General features: G+C 67.9%; 15 protein-coding genes. 8 read left to right on the forward strand and 7 right to left on the reverse strand.

Annotated features, from left to right (window positions below; translation table 11 throughout):
* Positions 1 to 67 precede the first annotated feature (67 nt).
* From V5F78_RS22230 to V5F78_RS22245, 4 genes are all read left to right on the forward strand, one after another.
* Positions 68 to 1015, forward strand: a complete 948-nt coding sequence (locus tag V5F78_RS22230; RefSeq protein ID WP_394069943.1) for a carbohydrate ABC transporter permease — start codon at positions 68 to 70, stop codon at positions 1013 to 1015.
* 175 nt (positions 1016 to 1190) lie between these two features.
* Positions 1191 to 2072 (forward strand): carbohydrate ABC transporter permease, encoded by an 882-nt coding sequence (locus tag V5F78_RS22235; protein ID WP_394043122.1) that lies wholly within the window; start codon positions 1191 to 1193, stop codon positions 2070 to 2072.
* 4 nt (positions 2073 to 2076) lie between these two features.
* Positions 2077 to 2955, forward strand: a complete 879-nt coding sequence (locus V5F78_RS22240) for an NAD(P)-dependent oxidoreductase (RefSeq protein WP_394069941.1) — start codon at positions 2077 to 2079, stop codon at positions 2953 to 2955.
* A gap of 109 nt (positions 2956 to 3064) precedes the next feature.
* The gene (locus V5F78_RS22245; protein ID WP_394069939.1) at positions 3065 to 3574 is read left to right on the forward strand and encodes a TIGR00645 family protein; all 510 of its coding nucleotides are present in this window, start codon (positions 3065 to 3067) and stop codon (positions 3572 to 3574) included.
* A gap of 137 nt (positions 3575 to 3711) precedes the next feature.
* Here V5F78_RS22245 and V5F78_RS22250 read toward each other — a convergent pair whose 3' ends face one another.
* The 7 genes from V5F78_RS22250 to V5F78_RS22280 form a co-directional block, all read right to left on the reverse strand.
* Complete coding sequence (locus V5F78_RS22250) at positions 3712 to 4014, reverse strand: STAS domain-containing protein (RefSeq protein WP_394069937.1); 303 nt, start codon at positions 4012 to 4014, stop codon at positions 3712 to 3714.
* Positions 4004 to 5638, reverse strand: a complete 1635-nt coding sequence (locus V5F78_RS22255; RefSeq protein ID WP_394069936.1) for a Na/Pi symporter — start codon at positions 5636 to 5638, stop codon at positions 4004 to 4006. Before V5F78_RS22255 ends, V5F78_RS22250 begins: the two co-directional genes overlap by 11 nt.
* Positions 5639 to 5666: 28 nt before the next feature.
* Positions 5667 to 6119, reverse strand: a complete 453-nt coding sequence (locus tag V5F78_RS22260) for an ATP-binding protein (protein WP_394069934.1) — start codon at positions 6117 to 6119, stop codon at positions 5667 to 5669.
* 79 nt (positions 6120 to 6198) lie between these two features.
* Positions 6199 to 6882 carry a GNAT family N-acetyltransferase gene (locus tag V5F78_RS22265; RefSeq protein ID WP_394069932.1) on the reverse strand — a complete coding sequence of 228 codons (684 nt, stop codon included), beginning with the start codon at positions 6880 to 6882 and terminating at the stop codon, positions 6199 to 6201.
* Entirely contained in the window at positions 6879 to 7889 is a 1011-nt protein-coding gene (locus tag V5F78_RS22270) for an ABC transporter substrate-binding protein (protein ID WP_394069930.1), read from the reverse strand. The genes V5F78_RS22265 and V5F78_RS22270 overlap by 4 nt, the downstream gene beginning before the upstream one ends.
* On the reverse strand, positions 7889 to 9874 hold the full coding sequence (locus V5F78_RS22275; RefSeq protein WP_394069928.1) for an MFS transporter: 1986 nt from the start codon (positions 9872 to 9874) through the stop codon (positions 7889 to 7891). The genes V5F78_RS22270 and V5F78_RS22275 overlap by 1 nt, the downstream gene beginning before the upstream one ends.
* Entirely contained in the window at positions 9871 to 10563 is a 693-nt protein-coding gene (locus V5F78_RS22280; protein ID WP_394069927.1) for a hypothetical protein, read from the reverse strand. Before V5F78_RS22280 ends, V5F78_RS22275 begins: the two co-directional genes overlap by 4 nt.
* A 158-nt stretch (positions 10564 to 10721) precedes the next feature.
* Here V5F78_RS22280 and V5F78_RS22285 point away from each other — a divergent pair, with 158 nt between their 5' ends.
* From V5F78_RS22285 to V5F78_RS22300, 4 genes are all read left to right on the forward strand, one after another.
* The gene (locus tag V5F78_RS22285; protein ID WP_394069925.1) at positions 10722 to 11468 is read left to right on the forward strand and encodes a hypothetical protein; all 747 of its coding nucleotides are present in this window, start codon (positions 10722 to 10724) and stop codon (positions 11466 to 11468) included.
* Positions 11458 to 12288, forward strand: coding sequence for a hypothetical protein (locus tag V5F78_RS22290; protein ID WP_394069923.1), 831 nt, complete (start codon positions 11458 to 11460; stop codon positions 12286 to 12288). Before V5F78_RS22285 ends, V5F78_RS22290 begins: the two co-directional genes overlap by 11 nt.
* Positions 12288 to 14336 (forward strand): SpoIIE family protein phosphatase, encoded by a 2049-nt coding sequence (locus V5F78_RS22295; RefSeq protein WP_394069921.1) that lies wholly within the window; start codon positions 12288 to 12290, stop codon positions 14334 to 14336. The genes V5F78_RS22290 and V5F78_RS22295 overlap by 1 nt, the downstream gene beginning before the upstream one ends.
* 63 nt (positions 14337 to 14399) lie before the next feature.
* On the forward strand, positions 14400 to 15623 hold the full coding sequence (locus V5F78_RS22300; RefSeq protein ID WP_394069920.1) for an MFS transporter: 1224 nt from the start codon (positions 14400 to 14402) through the stop codon (positions 15621 to 15623).
* Positions 15624 to 15633: the final 10 nt, after the last annotated feature.

Below are 15633 nucleotides of genomic sequence, written 5' to 3' on the forward strand. Positions count from 1 at the left end.
GCCCGGCAGGAAACCGGGGTCCGGGGCCGACCTCAGGTGCATCAGCGGATTCAGGGAGAGCGAGTTCATGTCTGAGGCAACGGCGCGCGCAGCGCCCGGTTTCAATCTGCGGACCTGGTGGGCGGGCATCGGGCAGGGGCGGCACGTGCTCGGCCTGATCTTCCTGCTGCCGGCCGCGGTGTTTCTGATCTTCTTCCTCACCTATCCGCTCGGCCTCGGCGTGTGGCTCGGCTTCACCGATACCCGCATCGGCCGGGACGGCGTGTTCATCGGCCTGGAGAATTACGAATCGCTGTGGGGCGACAGCATCTTCTGGCTCGCCGTGTTCAATACGCTGATCTATACCATCGGCGCCTCGATCCTGAAGTTCGCGCTCGGCCTGTGGCTCGCGCTTCTGCTGAACGAAAACCTGCCGTTCAAGAGCTTTTTTCGCGCCATCGTGCTGCTGCCCTGGGTGGTGCCGACCGTGCTCTCGGCGATCGCCTTCTGGTGGATCTTCGACGCGCAATTCTCGGTCATCTCCTGGGCGCTGATGAAGATGGGGCTGATCTCCACCAACATCAATTTCCTCGGCGATTCCACCAATGCCCGCATGTCGGTGATCGCCGCCAACGTCTGGCGCGGCATTCCCTTCGTCGCGATCTCGTTGCTGGCGGGTCTCCAGACCATCCCGGCCTCCCTGCACGAGGCGGCGACGCTGGATGGGGCGAGCGGCTGGCAGCGCTTCCGCTACATCACGCTGCCCATGCTCTCGCCGATCATCGCCGTGGTGATGACCTTCTCGGTGCTGTTCACCTTCACCGACTTCCAGCTGATCTATGTGCTCACCCGCGGCGGCCCGCTGAACGCGACCCATCTGATGGCGACGCTCTCCTTCCAGCGGGCGATTCCCGGCGGGCAATTGGGCGAGGGCGCGGCGATTGCGGTGGCGATGATACCGTTCCTGCTCTCGGCCATCCTGTTCAGCTTCTTCGGCCTGCAGCGCCGCAAATGGCAGCAGGGCGGGGGGGATTGATGAGCGCCTCCCGTCAAGCGCCGCGCCCCCCCTCTCCCGCTTGCGGGGGAGGGCCGGGGAGAGGGCCGGCCATGGGCCGGCTCAGCGACGGCGTGCCGTGCGAATTCCCCCTCCCAACCCTCCCCCGCCGGCGGGAGAGGGCTTTGCGGACCCCTCACGTTTCAAGGACAGCCCCATGACCGACCAGGGCGTCACCGACAATTCCACCGGCATGAGCTATCTCGACAGCCTGCCGAAGCGCCTGATCACCGTGATCCTGCCGTTGCTGGTGTTCGTGTTCGTGCTGCTGTTCCCGTTCTATTGGATGGCTTTGACCGCCATCAAGCCGAACTGGCAGCTCACCGACTACACCAATTATTCCCCGCTCTGGGTGTGGGAGCCGACGCTCGAACACATCAAATATCTGCTGTTCGAGACCTCCTATCCCGGCTGGCTCTGGAACACGATCCTGGTGTCGGTGTGCGCGACCGCGATCTCGCTGGTGGCCTCGGTGTTCGCCGCCTATGCCATCGAGCGCATGCGCTTCCACGGCTCGCGCTGGGTCGGGCTCGGCATCTTCATGGCCTATCTGGTGCCGCCGTCCATCCTGTTCATCCCGCTGGCGCTGATGGTGTTCCACCTCGGCATCTATGACAGCAAGCTGGCGCTGATCCTCACCTATCCCACCTTCCTGATCCCGTTCTCCACCTGGCTGCTGATGGGCTATTTCCGCTCCATCCCGTACGAGCTGGAAGAATGCGCGCTGATGGATGGCGCCTCGCGCTGGCAGATCCTCACCAAGGTTCTGCTGCCGCTCTCGGTGCCGGGTCTGATCTCGGCGGGCATCTTCTCCTTCACCTTGTCGTGGAATGAATTCATCTATGCCCTCACCTTCATCCAGTCTTCGGAGAACAAGACGGTGCCGGTGGGCGTGCTGACGGAGCTGGTGCGCTCGGACGTCTACGAATGGGGGGCGCTGATGGCTGGCGCGCTCATCGGCTCGCTGCCGGTGGTGATCCTCTATTCGTTCTTCGTGGACTATTACGTCTCGTCCATGACCGGCGCGGTGAAGGAATAAGACCATGCGGATCGGATTTGTCGGGCTGGGCGCCATGGGGCTGCCCATGGCGCAGCATCTTGTTGCGGCCGGGCACGAGGTGGCCGGCTTCGATCTGAACGCGGCGTCGCTTTCCACCTTCGCCGCCGGCGGCGGCCGCGCGGCCTCATCCCCAGCCGATGCGGCGCAGGGTGCGGACCTGCTGGTGCTGATGGTGGTGAATGCCGACCAGGCCGAGCAGGTGCTGTTCGAGGCCGGCGCGGCGGATGCGCTGGCGGCGGACGGGGCGGTGATTCTGTGCTCCACCTGTTCCCCGCCGCGCGTGGAAGCCATGGCGGCGCGCCTTGCCCTGTCGCAGCGCGGCCTTGTGGATGCGCCGGTGTCCGGCGGCGTGGTGGGCGCGCAGAATGCGGGCTTGACTGTGATGGCCAGCGCCCCGGACTCGCTCTATGCCCGCGTCGAAGGCGTGCTCCGCACCATGGGCAGCCGGCTGTTCCGCGTCGGCACTGCGCCGGGGCAGGGGGCGATGGTGAAGACCATCAACCAGCTTCTGTGCGGCGTGCATATCGCCACCGCCGCCGAGGCGCTGTCGCTGGCCGAGCGGGCGGGGCTCGATCTGCCGCAATTGCTGGAGATCTTCGGCGAGAGCGCGGCGGCGAGCTGGATGCTCAACAATCGCGGGCCCCGCATGGCGGCCGACGACGGCAAGGTCACGAGCGCCGTGGACATCTTCGTGAAGGACCTCGGCATCGTGCTGGAGGCCGGCCGTGGCGCGAAGGCGCCGACGCCGCTGGCCGCGCTCGCCCAGCAATTGTTCCTGGCCGCCTCCGCCCAGGGTCTCGGCCGGGCCGACGACAGCCAGGTGATCGAAGCCTATCGGGCCATGACCTCCCGCCGCGGCTGAAGGCGGCGGCGCACTGACGCAGCGTCTGAGGCTGCGCGTCCGGCAGGCTTGCCCTTGGCGCCGTTGCATGCGAGGCATGCTGCGGCGCACAGACCGGACGGGGACGGCCATGCTGGAACGGGGCATCGAGGGCATACTCTTTCGCAGCCGCTGGCTGATGGCGCCCTTCTATATCGGCCTCGTGATTGCGCTGCTGGTGCTGCTGTTCAAGTTCGGCCACGAGCTGCTGCATTTCGTGACGCACGCGCTGGACGCCAGCGAGTCCGACACCATCCTCGGCATCCTGACCCTGGTGGACCTGACCTTCACCGGCAATCTGGTGTTGATCGTGATCTTCTCGGGCTATGAGAATTTCGTCTCGAAGATCGACCCCAACGGCCATCCCGACTGGCCGGAATGGATGACGCGGGTGGATTTCAGCGGGCTCAAGCAGAAGCTGCTGGCCTCAATCGTCGCGATTTCCGCCATCGCGCTGCTCAAGGCCTTCATGAACCTGGGCGCGGGCGCCGATACCACCTGGCTGATGTGGCTGGTGATCATCCATGCGGTGTTCGTGCTCTCGAGCCTGGTGCTGGCCTTGTCCGACCGGCTCGGCAATCACACCGAAGAACCGCACTGAAGCCGAACCCCGCAAGCGGAGCGGCCGGGACCTGAGCCGCCTGGAACGGGAGGCCGGGCTATCCCCGGGGGCAGACCGCGCCCCGCCCTGGGGCTTTCCGGCGGCGGGGCCGCCGGCACGGTCGGCCGATGCCGAACTCAGCTGATTTCGAACAGGGTCGAGAAGCCGGAAATGTCGAACACTTCGCGGATCTGCGGCTGAAGCGACTTGAGGGACAGCTTGCGCTTCGCGGTGCGCATGGCCTTGCCCGCCACCAGCAGGGCGCGCAGGCCCGAGGACGAGACATAGACCACGCCCGCAAGGTCCACCACGATGCCGCCTCCGGTGGTGTTCACCACCTCCAGCAGGCTTGCTTCGAACGGCTTCGCGTTCGGCGTGTCGAGACGACCGGCCACCTTCAGCAGAACGTCTTCGCCGGCTTGTTCGCGCTCAATCTGCATGAGCCTCTTCCAGGTTCGCCTTGTTACGTGCAAGTGCCGGCTTATCGTCATTCGCATCCGCGCGCAACGCCACTGCGAGCCTCCGCACCAGCCATACCGCGCGTTCGAACAGGCTGGTGGCGAGCAATAGCTTGCGGGCCTCTTCCCCGGAATTGAGCCCGGAGCTGGCCAGCGCGCGGCGAATGCGATCCAGCATCTCGCTGCGGTCGGAGGTCAGGGCGATGAGGATGTCGAAATCCTCGTTCGTGCCGCTGCGCGCATCCACCAGGGAGAGCACGATGGTGCGCAGCGCTTCCGACAGGTTGAAGGCGAGCGGCGGCAGCTCCTTGAACTCTTCCACCACCTGCGAAAAATCATGCAGCGTATCCTGGAGGAATTTGACGAGGTCGAGCTGCTCCTGGAGATGCAGCGCAAGGTCAAGGTCCTCCCGGCCCACACGCCGCTCGATCACCCGCACCACGAATTGGCTGGTCGCCGCGACGATGGTGCTGGACCCTTGCCACAGCACCGTGCGTTGCTTGGCGGCGCCGGTGGAACTCTGGTCGAGGTCGGGCAGCAGGTCCGGCAGCAGGCTCACCAGCCGGTCGGTCTCGTGGGCCGCGAGATCGAGCGCGGTGGACGGATCGCCCATGGCCGCGTCGTGGATGAAGTGGGGGCGCGAGACCTGGTCCTCCACCGAGGCGGGGCTCAGCGCCACGGAGATTTTCTCGGTCAGCCCGCGCAGGCCGGTGACGACCAGGCCGCCGCTCAGCTGAAGCGCGAGGAACAGCAGCGAGATCGACAAGGTGGGCTCGCCGCCGCCGAGATTGGCGAGGATGGCCGGGCTGTCCCAGCCGGCCAGCTCCGCGCCGCGCCAGACCGCAAACACGATCACGCAGCCCACCGCCTTCACCAGGATGTGGACGAAGCACAATTGCTTGCCGATGCCCGCAAGGCCCCCCGCCGACACCAGGGTGGCGATGCCGGAACCGAAATTGGCGCCGAGGATCAGGTAGAAGGAGTCTTCCAGCCCCAGCAGCCGCGCCTTGGTGGCCGCCACAGCGAGGATGGTGGCGGTGGAGGCGGACTGGGTGATCACCGCCGCCACGAAGCCGAGCGCCAGCCCGATCAGCGGGGTCATGCCGCTGGAGAGCGTCTCGGCCGCCTGAGTGATGTCGATGCCCTTGGGGGCCGACTTGATGAAATCGAGCCCCAGGAACAGCAGCGCGAGGCCGAGCGTCACGCCCATCCAGTCGCGCCAGTTCGGGCGCCGGTCCAGGCGCAGCTGATAGGTCATGCCCACCAGGGCGATGAGCAGCAGCACCGCCAGGCGCATGTCGATGGAGGCGACGAACACCAAGGCGGAGGTGCCCACATTCGCGCCCGCCACCACCGGGATCGCGTCGCGCGTGGTGAACACGCCGCCGCGCACCAGATTGCCGGCGATCAGCGTGACCGCATTGCTGGATTGCGCCGCCGCGCCCGCGAAGGCGCCGCAGAAGAAGCCGGAGAAGGAGGAGCGCGTGGCCGCCTTCAGCATGGTGCGCACGCGCCGCCCCATGGCTTGCTGCAAATGAACGCTCATCAGCTTGAGGCCGATGAACAGCAGGCCCAGGCCGGCCAGAAGCCCGGCCAGGATCAGCATGAGGGAACCCCTCGCAGGTCGCGCATGGTCAGGTCGTCTTCGGCTTCGTCACCAGGGTGAGATGGTTTTCATCGCCCTGGCGCTGGTAGGTGAGGCTTTCCAGGAAGTGCCGCATCAATTGCACGCCGTGGCCGCCGATCTTGGCGTCCTCGACGCTCTCCGGCACCTCGGGTTCGGCCACGTTGGTGGGATCGAAGGGAATGCCGTTGTCGACGATCCGCACGCCGATGCGATCACCGTCCAGCTCCAGCAGGTCCAGCCGGATCATCGGCGCGGCGTCCACGCCTTCGAAGGCGTAGGACACCACATTGGCCAGCGCTTCCTCGACGCTCAGCTCAAGGCCGAACTTCAGCGCCATCGGCCAGTCCTCGGCCTCCGCAAGGGTTCCGAGCCACTCCGTGGCGTCGGCGATCGCATCGACGGTCGCGTCGATGGTGAGCGATGCGCGAATCGGCGCCTGGGGGGGGAGGGACGTGCTCATGGTTCGCCGGCAGGCGGCTCCCGGAAAGGGGGGGCGGGTGGCGCCAGCTGAGCGGGCCAAAACATCATGCACCGGGACATCACGCAAGTCTCGGCTGTGGCGGGGCGAACAGGATGCCGGGCGCGCCCGACGGCAGGCGCGAGCGGGCAAATCCGCGCCACCCCTTCGCGAATAATTCGTCTTGAAGAGGCAGGTTCAGAGGGTCCACCGTCAGGGCGTGCGCCGGGTCGTAGGTCGCGCCGTCGCGGACCATCATGTAGCGCAGATAGCCGCCGTAGCGCTGGACGATGCCGTGGATCGGAAAGCCCTCCGCCAGCAGGCTCGCCCAGCTCGGCGTATTGACCGGCGCGGCGGTGGAGAACAGCGCCATGTCCGGCGGCGCCATGGCGACGCGGGCGCTGATGGTCAGGCGCTGGAGCCCGCGCCCCCGGAAGGCGGGGGCCACCGAGGCGCCGGCGAGCCGGCCGACCGGCGCGCCCGGCTCCAGGCCCAGCTCGCGCCGGGGATCGTCCGCCGGGGAATGATCGTGCTGGAGGATGCCATAGGCGATCAGTCGGCCGTCGAAGGCGCCGATCACCCGGCCGCGACCGTTGAGGATGCTGGCGAAATAGGACCGGGATTCCGGCTTCACGATATCCGGCCGCACCACCGGGCCAACCGCCAGGCGATGCAGCGTTTCCACCTCGTCCAGATCCTCCGGGCGCAGTTCGCGCCAGGTCAGGCTGTCATCCAGGGGCCGTGCTGCCGATAAACCGGCCATCATGTGAGGACTTCCGCATAGTTCAGCATGACGATGGGCGGGAACACGCCGAGCTTCTTCGCCACATTCATGTTGATGATCAAGGCGAAGCGCTTCAGGGTTTCGATCGGAATATCCTTGGGCGCCTTCTTTTGCACCAGGATCTCGACCGCTTTCGACGCCGCCAGCTGTCCCACCGAATAATACCGGCTCACCAGCCCGACAAGTCCCTCGCCCTCGCGCAGGAAGAATTCCGTGGAGCCGAAGGTGGGCAGGCCTACGTCGATCGCCACCGGGGCGATGCGGTTGAAGATGGTGGCAAGGAAGGTGTCGGGCGGCAGATACAGCCAGTCCACCCCCTGGGCGCGCATGTTGCGCACGAATTGCTCCACGCCCTCGCCGGTGGGGCGGGTGCCGTGCATGGTCAGCGGCTGGGTCACCAGGGTCGCGCCCACGCTGTCGCAGAACGCCTTCATCTCTTTGACGATGACGAGGGAATTGCTCTCGTTCGGGGAATAGATCACGCCGACCTTGGAGAAGGATTTGTAGGTCTGCATGGCGCGCATCTGCACGTCGGTCGGCACCACATGGACCGCGCCGGTCACGTTGCGGCCGGAGGAGGCGACCGAGGGCGCGATCTTCACCTGGACCGGCGCGGCGACCAGGGCGAACACCACCGGGATGTCGCGCACGAACGATGCGTCGGCGGGCGCGTCATAGGGCCCCGCGACCGCCAGCGTGTTGGGCGTGCCGTAGGTGTAGATCAGGTCCGGCTTGAACGTGGGCAGCTCCTCCGCGAGGATCGGCTTGACCCGGGTGGCGTCGCGCTCCACGTCGCGGGTGAGAAATTGCGCCTTCACCCCGGCGGCGTCGAAGAAATAGCGGAAGCCGCGCTCCACGTCGGTGTCGCCGCGAAAGGTCAGCATCAGGATGCGGAACGGGCGATCCTGCGCGAAGGCGGGCGCAGGCGCGCCCATGACGCCGAGTGCGCCGGCACCCAGGCCCAGGGAGAGAACGGAGCGCCGGTCCATCACAGAGGAGTTCCTTCCGGTGAGACCTCGGGGCCGTCGGGGGCCTCGGTCGGGGTGGCGGATGCGTTGCGACCAGATAGCGCGAAGGCGAGGGCTCCCGCCACCACCATTATGCCGATCGAGGCGGTCGCCGCGGCAAATCCGATGGCGGCGAGCAGCAGGCCGGCGGCCGCCGGCCCCGCCGCATTGCCCGAGCGCTCGATCAGGCGGAACAGGCCGAGCACCCCGGCCGAGCTGCCGCCGGGCACGTGGCGGGCGCTGTCCGCCACCAGAGCGGATTGCGGCGCGATGGACATGGATTGCCCGATCCCCAGCAGCGCCAGCACCAGCGCGATTAGCGCCGGCGAGGTGCCGAGCGTGAGCAGAAGCGCGCCGCCGCCGGCCACCAGCCCGCCGGCGATCACAAAGCCGGAGCGCGCGTTCATGCGCTCCGCCAGCGCGGCGAACACCGGCACCGCCACCACCATCAAGATGGGATAGATCATCTGAAGCCGGCCGATCGCGGCAGCGCTATAGCCCTCGCGCTGCAATTCCACCGGAACGAGATAGAAGCACACCGCCACCAGCAGGAATTTCGCCGGCAGCGCGCAGCCGAACAGTAGGGCCGCGAGGCGCGGCGCCTTGAAGGCGGCGGCAAGCTCCGACACGCCGACCCCGGCGCCGCCGCGGCGCGGCTCGGAGCGCGGCAGCGAGAGGAAGGCGACCACCAGCGCGACCACGGCAAGGCCGGCGGAGACGAGGAACGCCGCCTGCCCGCCCAGCCGGTCGGCGATGACGCCGCCGATGGGCGGACCGCACAGGCCGGCCACCATGATCGCCTTGACGAACACCGCGAGGCCGGCGGTGCGCTCGCTCGGCCGGGAATGGTCGATCACGTGCCCCTGGGCGGAGACGAACACCAGCGCATAGCCGATGGCCGAGAGGAAGCGGGTGCCGAGGAATAGCCAATAGTCGCCGGTGAGGCCGGAGGCGCAATAGCCGAACGCGGCGATGAGCGCCCCCAGCATGAAGGAGGAGCGCCGCCCCAGACGTTCGGAGGCGACCGCGAACGGCAATTGGCACAGCGCGACGCCAGCCATGAACACGACGATTGGCAGGCTCATGGCGAAGTCGAGGCTGAACGGCAGCTTCGCCGGCACGAGCCCCTGCACCAGGCGCGGCAGGAACGGACGGGTCAGCTCCTCCGCCACCATGAACAGGAACAGCGCCGGCCGCACGATGGTCGCCGCGTGATTCTCGCCCGGATGCACCGAGCCGAGGCCGGTGCGGCTCTCCACCTCGGCGAGGGTGGCGAGGGCGCGCGCGTCGCCTTTCTCCTCGGCGGTGGCGCGCACCTGCCGGTGGACCGCGTTCACCTGCTCCACGCGGGCGTCGATGGGCGCGATCAGCGGCAGCTTGGCTGCGTCCGCGTGCTGGGACAAGCGCCCGCCGGCGAGCGTCCGGATGCGCGCTTCCAGGGCGGCGAGCGCCTCGACACCGCTGGTGCCAACCACCAGCGCCACAAGTTCGAGTGCCACCAGCAGCGACACGATGCCGATGAAGGCCACATCCACCAGAACCGCGCTGACCTGGGCGGAAATGACGCTGGTGTCGATGGCGATCGCGATGGTGGCGAGCGGGGCTCCGCTGCGCGCGGTGACCGAGGAATAGACCACGGGCGTGTCGGCAGGCAGGTTCGGTGCGCCCGATTGGGTGAGCACCGCCCCGAACGTGGTCATCATGCGGATCTGCGCCAGTTCCGCATTGGCGGCCCGCAGATCGTCGAAATAGTCGCGGACCCCCACCAATTGGTCGAGCGGGATGCCCGCCCGCACGGCGTTTTCCACCAGGGCCGCGGCGGAGCGCCCGACCGATTCCGCCTTGGCGGAAATGGCCGGCACGATGGTGCGCTCGGCGGCCCGCCCGGCGGCCCAGCCGATCACCGCCAGCGCGGCGCAGAGAATCACCGCGATGGCGAGCGAAATGCCTGCACGCAAGCCGATCATGAGCGTGCGGGCTCCGTGGGTGTGCCGGCTTCCCCGGCATCGGTTTCGGTGCGGCCGGCCTGGATGACGCTGGCGTGCGCGGCCTGGGCGGCGGCCAGGGCGGAGCGGGCAGCGGGCGGCCATTTTTCCGGCTCGGCGGCGCGGCGGGCGGCGCGCTTCAGGTCCGCCGCGAGCAGGATGCCGATGGCGATGGTGGCAAGCGCCGCGCCGATCAGCGTGGGAATGGCGATGGTGCGAAGATCGTCCGCCAGCGCCCGCGCTCCCGCCTCCATGGAGGCGGGATCATAGCGCACCACGACCCGCCCGATGGCGGCGGCCAAATCGTTCTCGATGCGCCGGCCCACCGCGTGCGGCAGCGCGCCGGCCGGCGCGCCGACGCGCGTGGGCTGGCTGCTGAACAGAACCGTGCCCCGGTCGTCGAGGATGTCGATGGAATCCACCGCCGCATCGAGCCGGGCTTCGCGCGCCACGAGTTCGGACAAGGTGGTTTGCGCCGGCAAAGCGATGCCGAGGCTGGCGGCGAACTGGGCGGTGGTGGCGATGCGTTCCGCCGTGATGCTGAACCGCGCCTCGACGGCGTTGCGATGCGCATTCTGCAAGGTGACGTAGGAAAAATAGGCGCCGAACGCGACACAGGCCGCGGCGATCATCGCGAACAATGCGATAAGGCCCAGGGTGGTTCGGATCATTTGTACAATTCCGCGAAGCGCTTGCACTCTGTCAGGGCGGGCGGGTGAAGGGAAGAGGCTTCCCCGTAAAGCTTTTTGAGCGCCGATGCAGTTTAGGTCTGGTTTGAAGCGGCCGGGGCGGCTAACGTCCGCCGTCTCCAGCGTATAAGCATTTTTTCATGTCATTCGTGAGCCGCCTTGTATTGGTTGTGGTTTTTTCGGTGCTGCTGACCATCGCGGCGGTGGCCGCCGGAGCTTTCCTTGCCGGCGAACGGGTGAATGGGGAAATCGAGGAAGCCCGTGTTTCGCGCCTGCTCGGGGCGTTGCGCAGCACGACCGAGGCAAATCTTTCCATCGGACTCGCGCTGGACCAGATTTCGCCGCTCCAGTCTCGGATCGAGCGTGAGAAGGCGAGTGATTCGTCCGTGCTCGCGATCGAGATCTTCAATGCCGCCGGCAAATCGGTCTACAGCACCGACCGCGGGACGGTGGGCGAGAGCGTGACCGAGAGCTGGTCGCAGAAGCTTCAGGACGACGGCATCTGGCAGACCGTCACGCGCGGCGAGACTGTGTTTGGAACCCGCTTCGAGAACGACCTCGGCGTGGCCGGCGGCATCGCGGTGATCGTCTCGGACAAATCCCGGCTGGCGCGTGGCGATGCGCTGCATTTCGATCTGCTGAAGCGCTCCGCCAGCCTGGCGACCGGCGCGGGGATTCTCGCCGTGCTCTCCACGCTCGCCTTTGTCTATGCCGTGACCCGCAGCTTCGATCGCGCCGCGCGGGTTCTGCGCGGGGAAGAGGGCGTGGATGGCTCCGGCCAGGGGCTGGAGCTGCTGGCGGTCCAGGCCAAGGACACCTGGACCAAGAGCGAGCAGCGGATCGAGCGGGGATTGGCGCAATTGGGGGCGCTCGACGATGCCCATTAAATCCCCGCGCATGTCCATGGCGCGCGACCGCCTCATGGTGGGCCTGTTCGTGTTCCTGCTGACCCTCGTCCTCGGCGGCGGCGCCGGGGTGATGATGTTCAACGGCTTCACGCTGAAGGTGGAAGAGACCGCGCGGCGCGACGCCAATGTGATCGGCACCTCCGTCGCCCGCGCGCTGGCGTTGCAATTCGAAAAAGCCGCCCGCTTCGGCATTCCGCTGAAATTGCTTCCGGGCGTCGAGGCCTATCTTTCGGCCACCATGGCGCAGACCCCGGGCATCTCGCGCATCGTCCTGCGCGGCCCCGACGGGCGCGAGGCGCGCTTCGCCATCGGCCCCAGCCCCGGCGGCGAAACGGTCTCGGTGCCGATCCAGGTGGATAGCATCCAGGTCGGGCAGGTGGACGTCACCACCGCCCCCTCCACCTTGAGCACCGCCCTGTCGGCCTCCTACCTGCCGCTCGCGCTCGCGGTGGTCGCATGCAGCGTCGTCGCCGGCCTGTTCGGCGCGTTTTTCGCCGGCTCGGCCCTGGCGACGAGCCGCATCCGGCTCGCCCAGGCGCTCGCGCGCAACGCCGAGGGCGAACTCGACAGCGGCCCCGGCGCGGCCCGCCTGGGGCAAGGCGCGATCGCCCGCGCCTATCGGGCCACCAGTGCCGGCGTCCACCGGGTGGCGGACAAATGGCTCGCGTTGCAGGCCTATGCCGAGGAACTGCTGGCAGTCGATTTTGAAGGCGGGCTGCGGGCCGACGTGGAGCGCATCCGCCGCGAGGCGATGCCGCGCAAGGCGACCGGCGCGGCAAAGGTGGGGCGCGGTTCCTGATGCTTCTGCGCACCCGAATCACGCTGATCGTCGCCCTGGGCTTCCTGGCCCTGATGGGCACCTTCTGGGGCGCGACCATCGTGCGCGACCGGCTGGAGGAAGCGCGCACCTCGGACATCGCCATTTCCGGCCAATCGGCCCTGTGGCGCGAGATCGTCACGGTGCAGGTGGCCGAGCTCGACCAGCGGCTCGGCCGCATCGTCGATTCAAGCCCGGTGCGGCTCGCATTGTCGCTGAACGATCGCGCGGGAATCCTGGCGGCATTGTCGGATCTCGGCGTCGGCTCGAATTCGGCACTCAGCTTCGAAGTGGTGGCCGGCGACCGCGAAATCCTGTTTTCCGCGGGCCTCGCCGCCGGGCGCAGCATTCTCGACGCCGGCAGCCTCGACCGCGCGCAGGCCGGCGAGCGCATCGGCGGCCTGCGCTCGATCTCCGCCGATCAGGTGATGGTGGTGGCGACGCGGGTGGTCACCCTCCAGAACGCCGGGCGCGCGGTGGTCGTGCTGGGGCGGGACGTCTCCTCCGCCGTACAGCGCTTCTCCGCCAGCACCCAATCGGCGGCGACCTTGCTGACATTGCGCGACCGGATCGCCGCCACCACCGACGCCGCGCTGTGGGCGCGGGCGGCGCCCGTGGTCGCGCCGCGCCAGGCGCTGTACGAGCGGATCGAACTCGCGCCTTTGACCTATTCCGTGGTCAACGTGCCGGTGGAAGACATCAATGGCGGCATCATCGGCGGCTTGGTCTCGCTGAAGGATACCACGGCGGCCTGGGCCGCCCAGGGCATGCTGCGCAACTGGGCGATCGGGCTCGGGATCCTTCTTCTGGTGATCGGCGTGATCGGGGTGAACGCCTTCCTGTGGTATTCCTTCCGGCCGCTGGAGGACGCCATCGACGTGCTCCAGGCCTTGTCGCGCGGCGATACCTCGGTGACGCTGGAGCGCACCGGCAAGGACGAGATCGGCCGCATCGCCGAGGCGGTGGTGGGGCTGCGCGGGAACGTGCAGGCCCTCGCCGAAAGCCGGCGCCAGCGCGACCGGGTCCGCCGGCGCCAGGAAACCGTCATCTCGCGCGAGTTGAAGGCCCTTGCCGATGCGCTGGACGCCAGCGACCGCGAGGAGGTGCTCGCGCTGCTGCAGTCCGGCGAGCAGCAGGACAATGACGACGAGCTGCGCCGCGTGGCGCGCGTGCTGCACGATCTCTCCCGCCGCATCGTGGAGCAATACACCCGCCTCTCCGCCATGGTGGTGGAACTGCGCGAAGCCCTCATCACCAAGACCAAGCTGGCCGGCCTCCAGCAGGAGCTGGAGATTGCACGGCAGGTTCAACTCGCGATCCTGCCGAAGGAATTCTCGCCCGATCCGCGCGTGACCGTGGACGGCAGCATGACCCCGGCGCGCGAGGTGGGCGGCGACTTCTACGATTATTTCCTGATCGACAAATCCACCCTCGGCTTCGTGGTCGCGGACGTGTCCGGCAAGGGCGTGCCGGCGGCGCTGTTCATGGCCATTTCCCGCACCCTGCTGCGCTCCACCGCGCTGTTCGAGCGTTCGCCCGCTGGCTGCGTGCGCCGCCTCAACGATCTTCTGGCGGTGGAAAACGAGCAGATGCTGTTCGTGACCCTGTTCTATGGTGTGCTGGACCTGGAGACCGGCCGCCTGAGCTTCGTGAACGCCGGCCACAACCTGCCCTACCGCATCACCCGCGACGGGGCGCTCTCCACCTTGCCCAGCACGGCGGGCATGGCGGTCGCGGTGCTGGAGGGGTTCATCTATGTCGAGCACGAAATGCAGCTCGCGCCGGGCGACACGCTGTTCCTGTTCACCGACGGCGTGACTGAAGCGTTCGATATCGACGACGAGCCCTATGGCGAGGGCCGGCTGGAAAGCCTGCTGTCCCAGGGCGTCAATACCGGCCATGTGCCGGAGGTGGCCGAGCGCGTGCTCGCCTCGATCCATGCGTTCGAGCGCGGCGCCCCGCAGGCCGACGACATCACCTGCCTGACGCTGCGCTATTTCGGCGGCAGCGGATCACGCGCGGTGTACTGACCGGACGTCCGCGCCCGGAAGAAGAAGAGCCCGCCCTTCAAGCGCGGGCCGAGGAGAGACGCCGTGTATTCGACCCTGGAACCCGGCCGGATCAGCCGGGGTGAAGTTGCCACCATCGGCGCCGTGGGCGCCGCCCATTTCGTCAGCCACATCCTTCAGCTCGCCCTTGCCCCGCTGTTCCTGGTGATGCGGGATGATCTCGGCGTGTCGTTCACCGAGCTCGGGCTCATCCTCTCGATCTTCTATCTGTTCTCCGGCGCGGGCCAGGTGCTCGCCGGGGTGTTGGTGGACCGTTTCGGCGCGGACCGGCTGCTGCTGTGCGGCATCGTGCTGCAATCGGCCTCCATCGCCGCGCTCGGCGCCGCGCCGAGCTATGGCGCCATGCTGCCGCTGGCCATGCTGGCCGGGCTGGGCAACAGCGTCTATCACCCGGCCGACCTGTCGATCCTCAGCCACCGGGTGGGCGGAAAGCGGCTCGGGCGCGCGTTCGCCGCCCATGTGATCTTCGGCAATATCGGCTTTGCCCTTTCGCCCATCGTCTCGGGCGGACTCGCCCTGATGTACGGATGGCGGGCCGCGCTGATCATCCTCGGCGTGGCGTGCCTGTGCGTCGCCGTGGCGCTGATGTGCAGCCGCTCCGTGCTGCGCACCCCCTCCCATGCCGAGCGCCGGGCGGACCATGCCGCGGGCCCCGCGCCCAGCTTCATGCACATTCTGATGACGCCGGTGGTGCTGCTCGCCTTCCTTTATTTCCTGCTGTCGGCCATGTCGCTGGTGGGGGTGCAGAACTTTTCCATCACCGCGTTTCAGGAAGGCTTCGGCGTGTCCGCCGCCATCGCCGCGTTCGCCGTTACGGCCTATCAGATCGGGCAGGCGCTTGGCGTCGCGGCCGGCGGCTGGCTGGCCGACCGCATCACCCGCCATCACGTGGTGGCGATGATCGGCCTCTCGGTTGCGGCGCTGATGTGCCTGCTGCTCGGCTTCGTGGCCTATGGGCCGGCCGCGGCCGTCGGCTTGCTGACGCTGATCGGGGCGTCGGTGGGCGTCACCATGCCCTCGCGCGACGTGCTGGTGCGCCGCGCCGCCGCCTCCGGCTCGACCGGCAAGGTGTTCGGCGTGGTCTATTCCGGCTACGACATCGGCTCGCTGATCGGCCCGGTGGTCTATGGCATGCTGCTGGATCACCATTTGAACCATGTGGTGTTCATGGCCGCCGCGATCCCGCTGGCGCTCGCCGTGGTCACCGTGGTCGGGGTGAAGCGCAAGGGCGCGCCACGTGCCGCGTGAACGCTTCCGC

It is taken from the genome of Roseixanthobacter glucoisosaccharinicivorans (assembly GCF_043195095.2).
GTDB lineage: Bacteria > Pseudomonadota > Alphaproteobacteria > Rhizobiales > Xanthobacteraceae > NCEH01.

What these genes read in the sequence shown, in the direction of transcription:
- V5F78_RS22230 (WP_394069943.1), top strand. Translation starts at nt 68, where the DNA reads ATGTCTGAGGCAACGGCGCGCGCAGCGCCCGGTTTCAATCTGCGGACC.
- V5F78_RS22235 (WP_394043122.1), top strand. Translation starts at nt 1,191, where the DNA reads ATGACCGACCAGGGCGTCACCGACAATTCCACCGGCATGAGCTATCTC.
- V5F78_RS22240 (WP_394069941.1), top strand. Translation starts at nt 2,077, where the DNA reads ATGCGGATCGGATTTGTCGGGCTGGGCGCCATGGGGCTGCCCATGGCG.
- V5F78_RS22245 (WP_394069939.1), top strand. Translation starts at nt 3,065, where the DNA reads ATGCTGGAACGGGGCATCGAGGGCATACTCTTTCGCAGCCGCTGGCTG.
- V5F78_RS22250 (WP_394069937.1), bottom strand. Translation starts at nt 4,014, where the DNA reads ATGCAGATTGAGCGCGAACAAGCCGGCGAAGACGTTCTGCTGAAGGTG.
- V5F78_RS22255 (WP_394069936.1), bottom strand. Translation starts at nt 5,638, where the DNA reads ATGCTGATCCTGGCCGGGCTTCTGGCCGGCCTGGGCCTGCTGTTCATC.
- V5F78_RS22260 (WP_394069934.1), bottom strand. Translation starts at nt 6,119, where the DNA reads ATGAGCACGTCCCTCCCCCCCCAGGCGCCGATTCGCGCATCGCTCACC.
- V5F78_RS22265 (WP_394069932.1), bottom strand. Translation starts at nt 6,882, where the DNA reads ATGATGGCCGGTTTATCGGCAGCACGGCCCCTGGATGACAGCCTGACC.
- V5F78_RS22270 (WP_394069930.1), bottom strand. Translation starts at nt 7,889, where the DNA reads ATGGACCGGCGCTCCGTTCTCTCCCTGGGCCTGGGTGCCGGCGCACTC.
- V5F78_RS22275 (WP_394069928.1), bottom strand. Translation starts at nt 9,874, where the DNA reads ATGATCGGCTTGCGTGCAGGCATTTCGCTCGCCATCGCGGTGATTCTC.
- V5F78_RS22280 (WP_394069927.1), bottom strand. Translation starts at nt 10,563, where the DNA reads ATGATCCGAACCACCCTGGGCCTTATCGCATTGTTCGCGATGATCGCC.
- V5F78_RS22285 (WP_394069925.1), top strand. Translation starts at nt 10,722, where the DNA reads ATGTCATTCGTGAGCCGCCTTGTATTGGTTGTGGTTTTTTCGGTGCTG.
- V5F78_RS22290 (WP_394069923.1), top strand. Translation starts at nt 11,458, where the DNA reads ATGCCCATTAAATCCCCGCGCATGTCCATGGCGCGCGACCGCCTCATG.
- V5F78_RS22295 (WP_394069921.1), top strand. Translation starts at nt 12,288, where the DNA reads ATGCTTCTGCGCACCCGAATCACGCTGATCGTCGCCCTGGGCTTCCTG.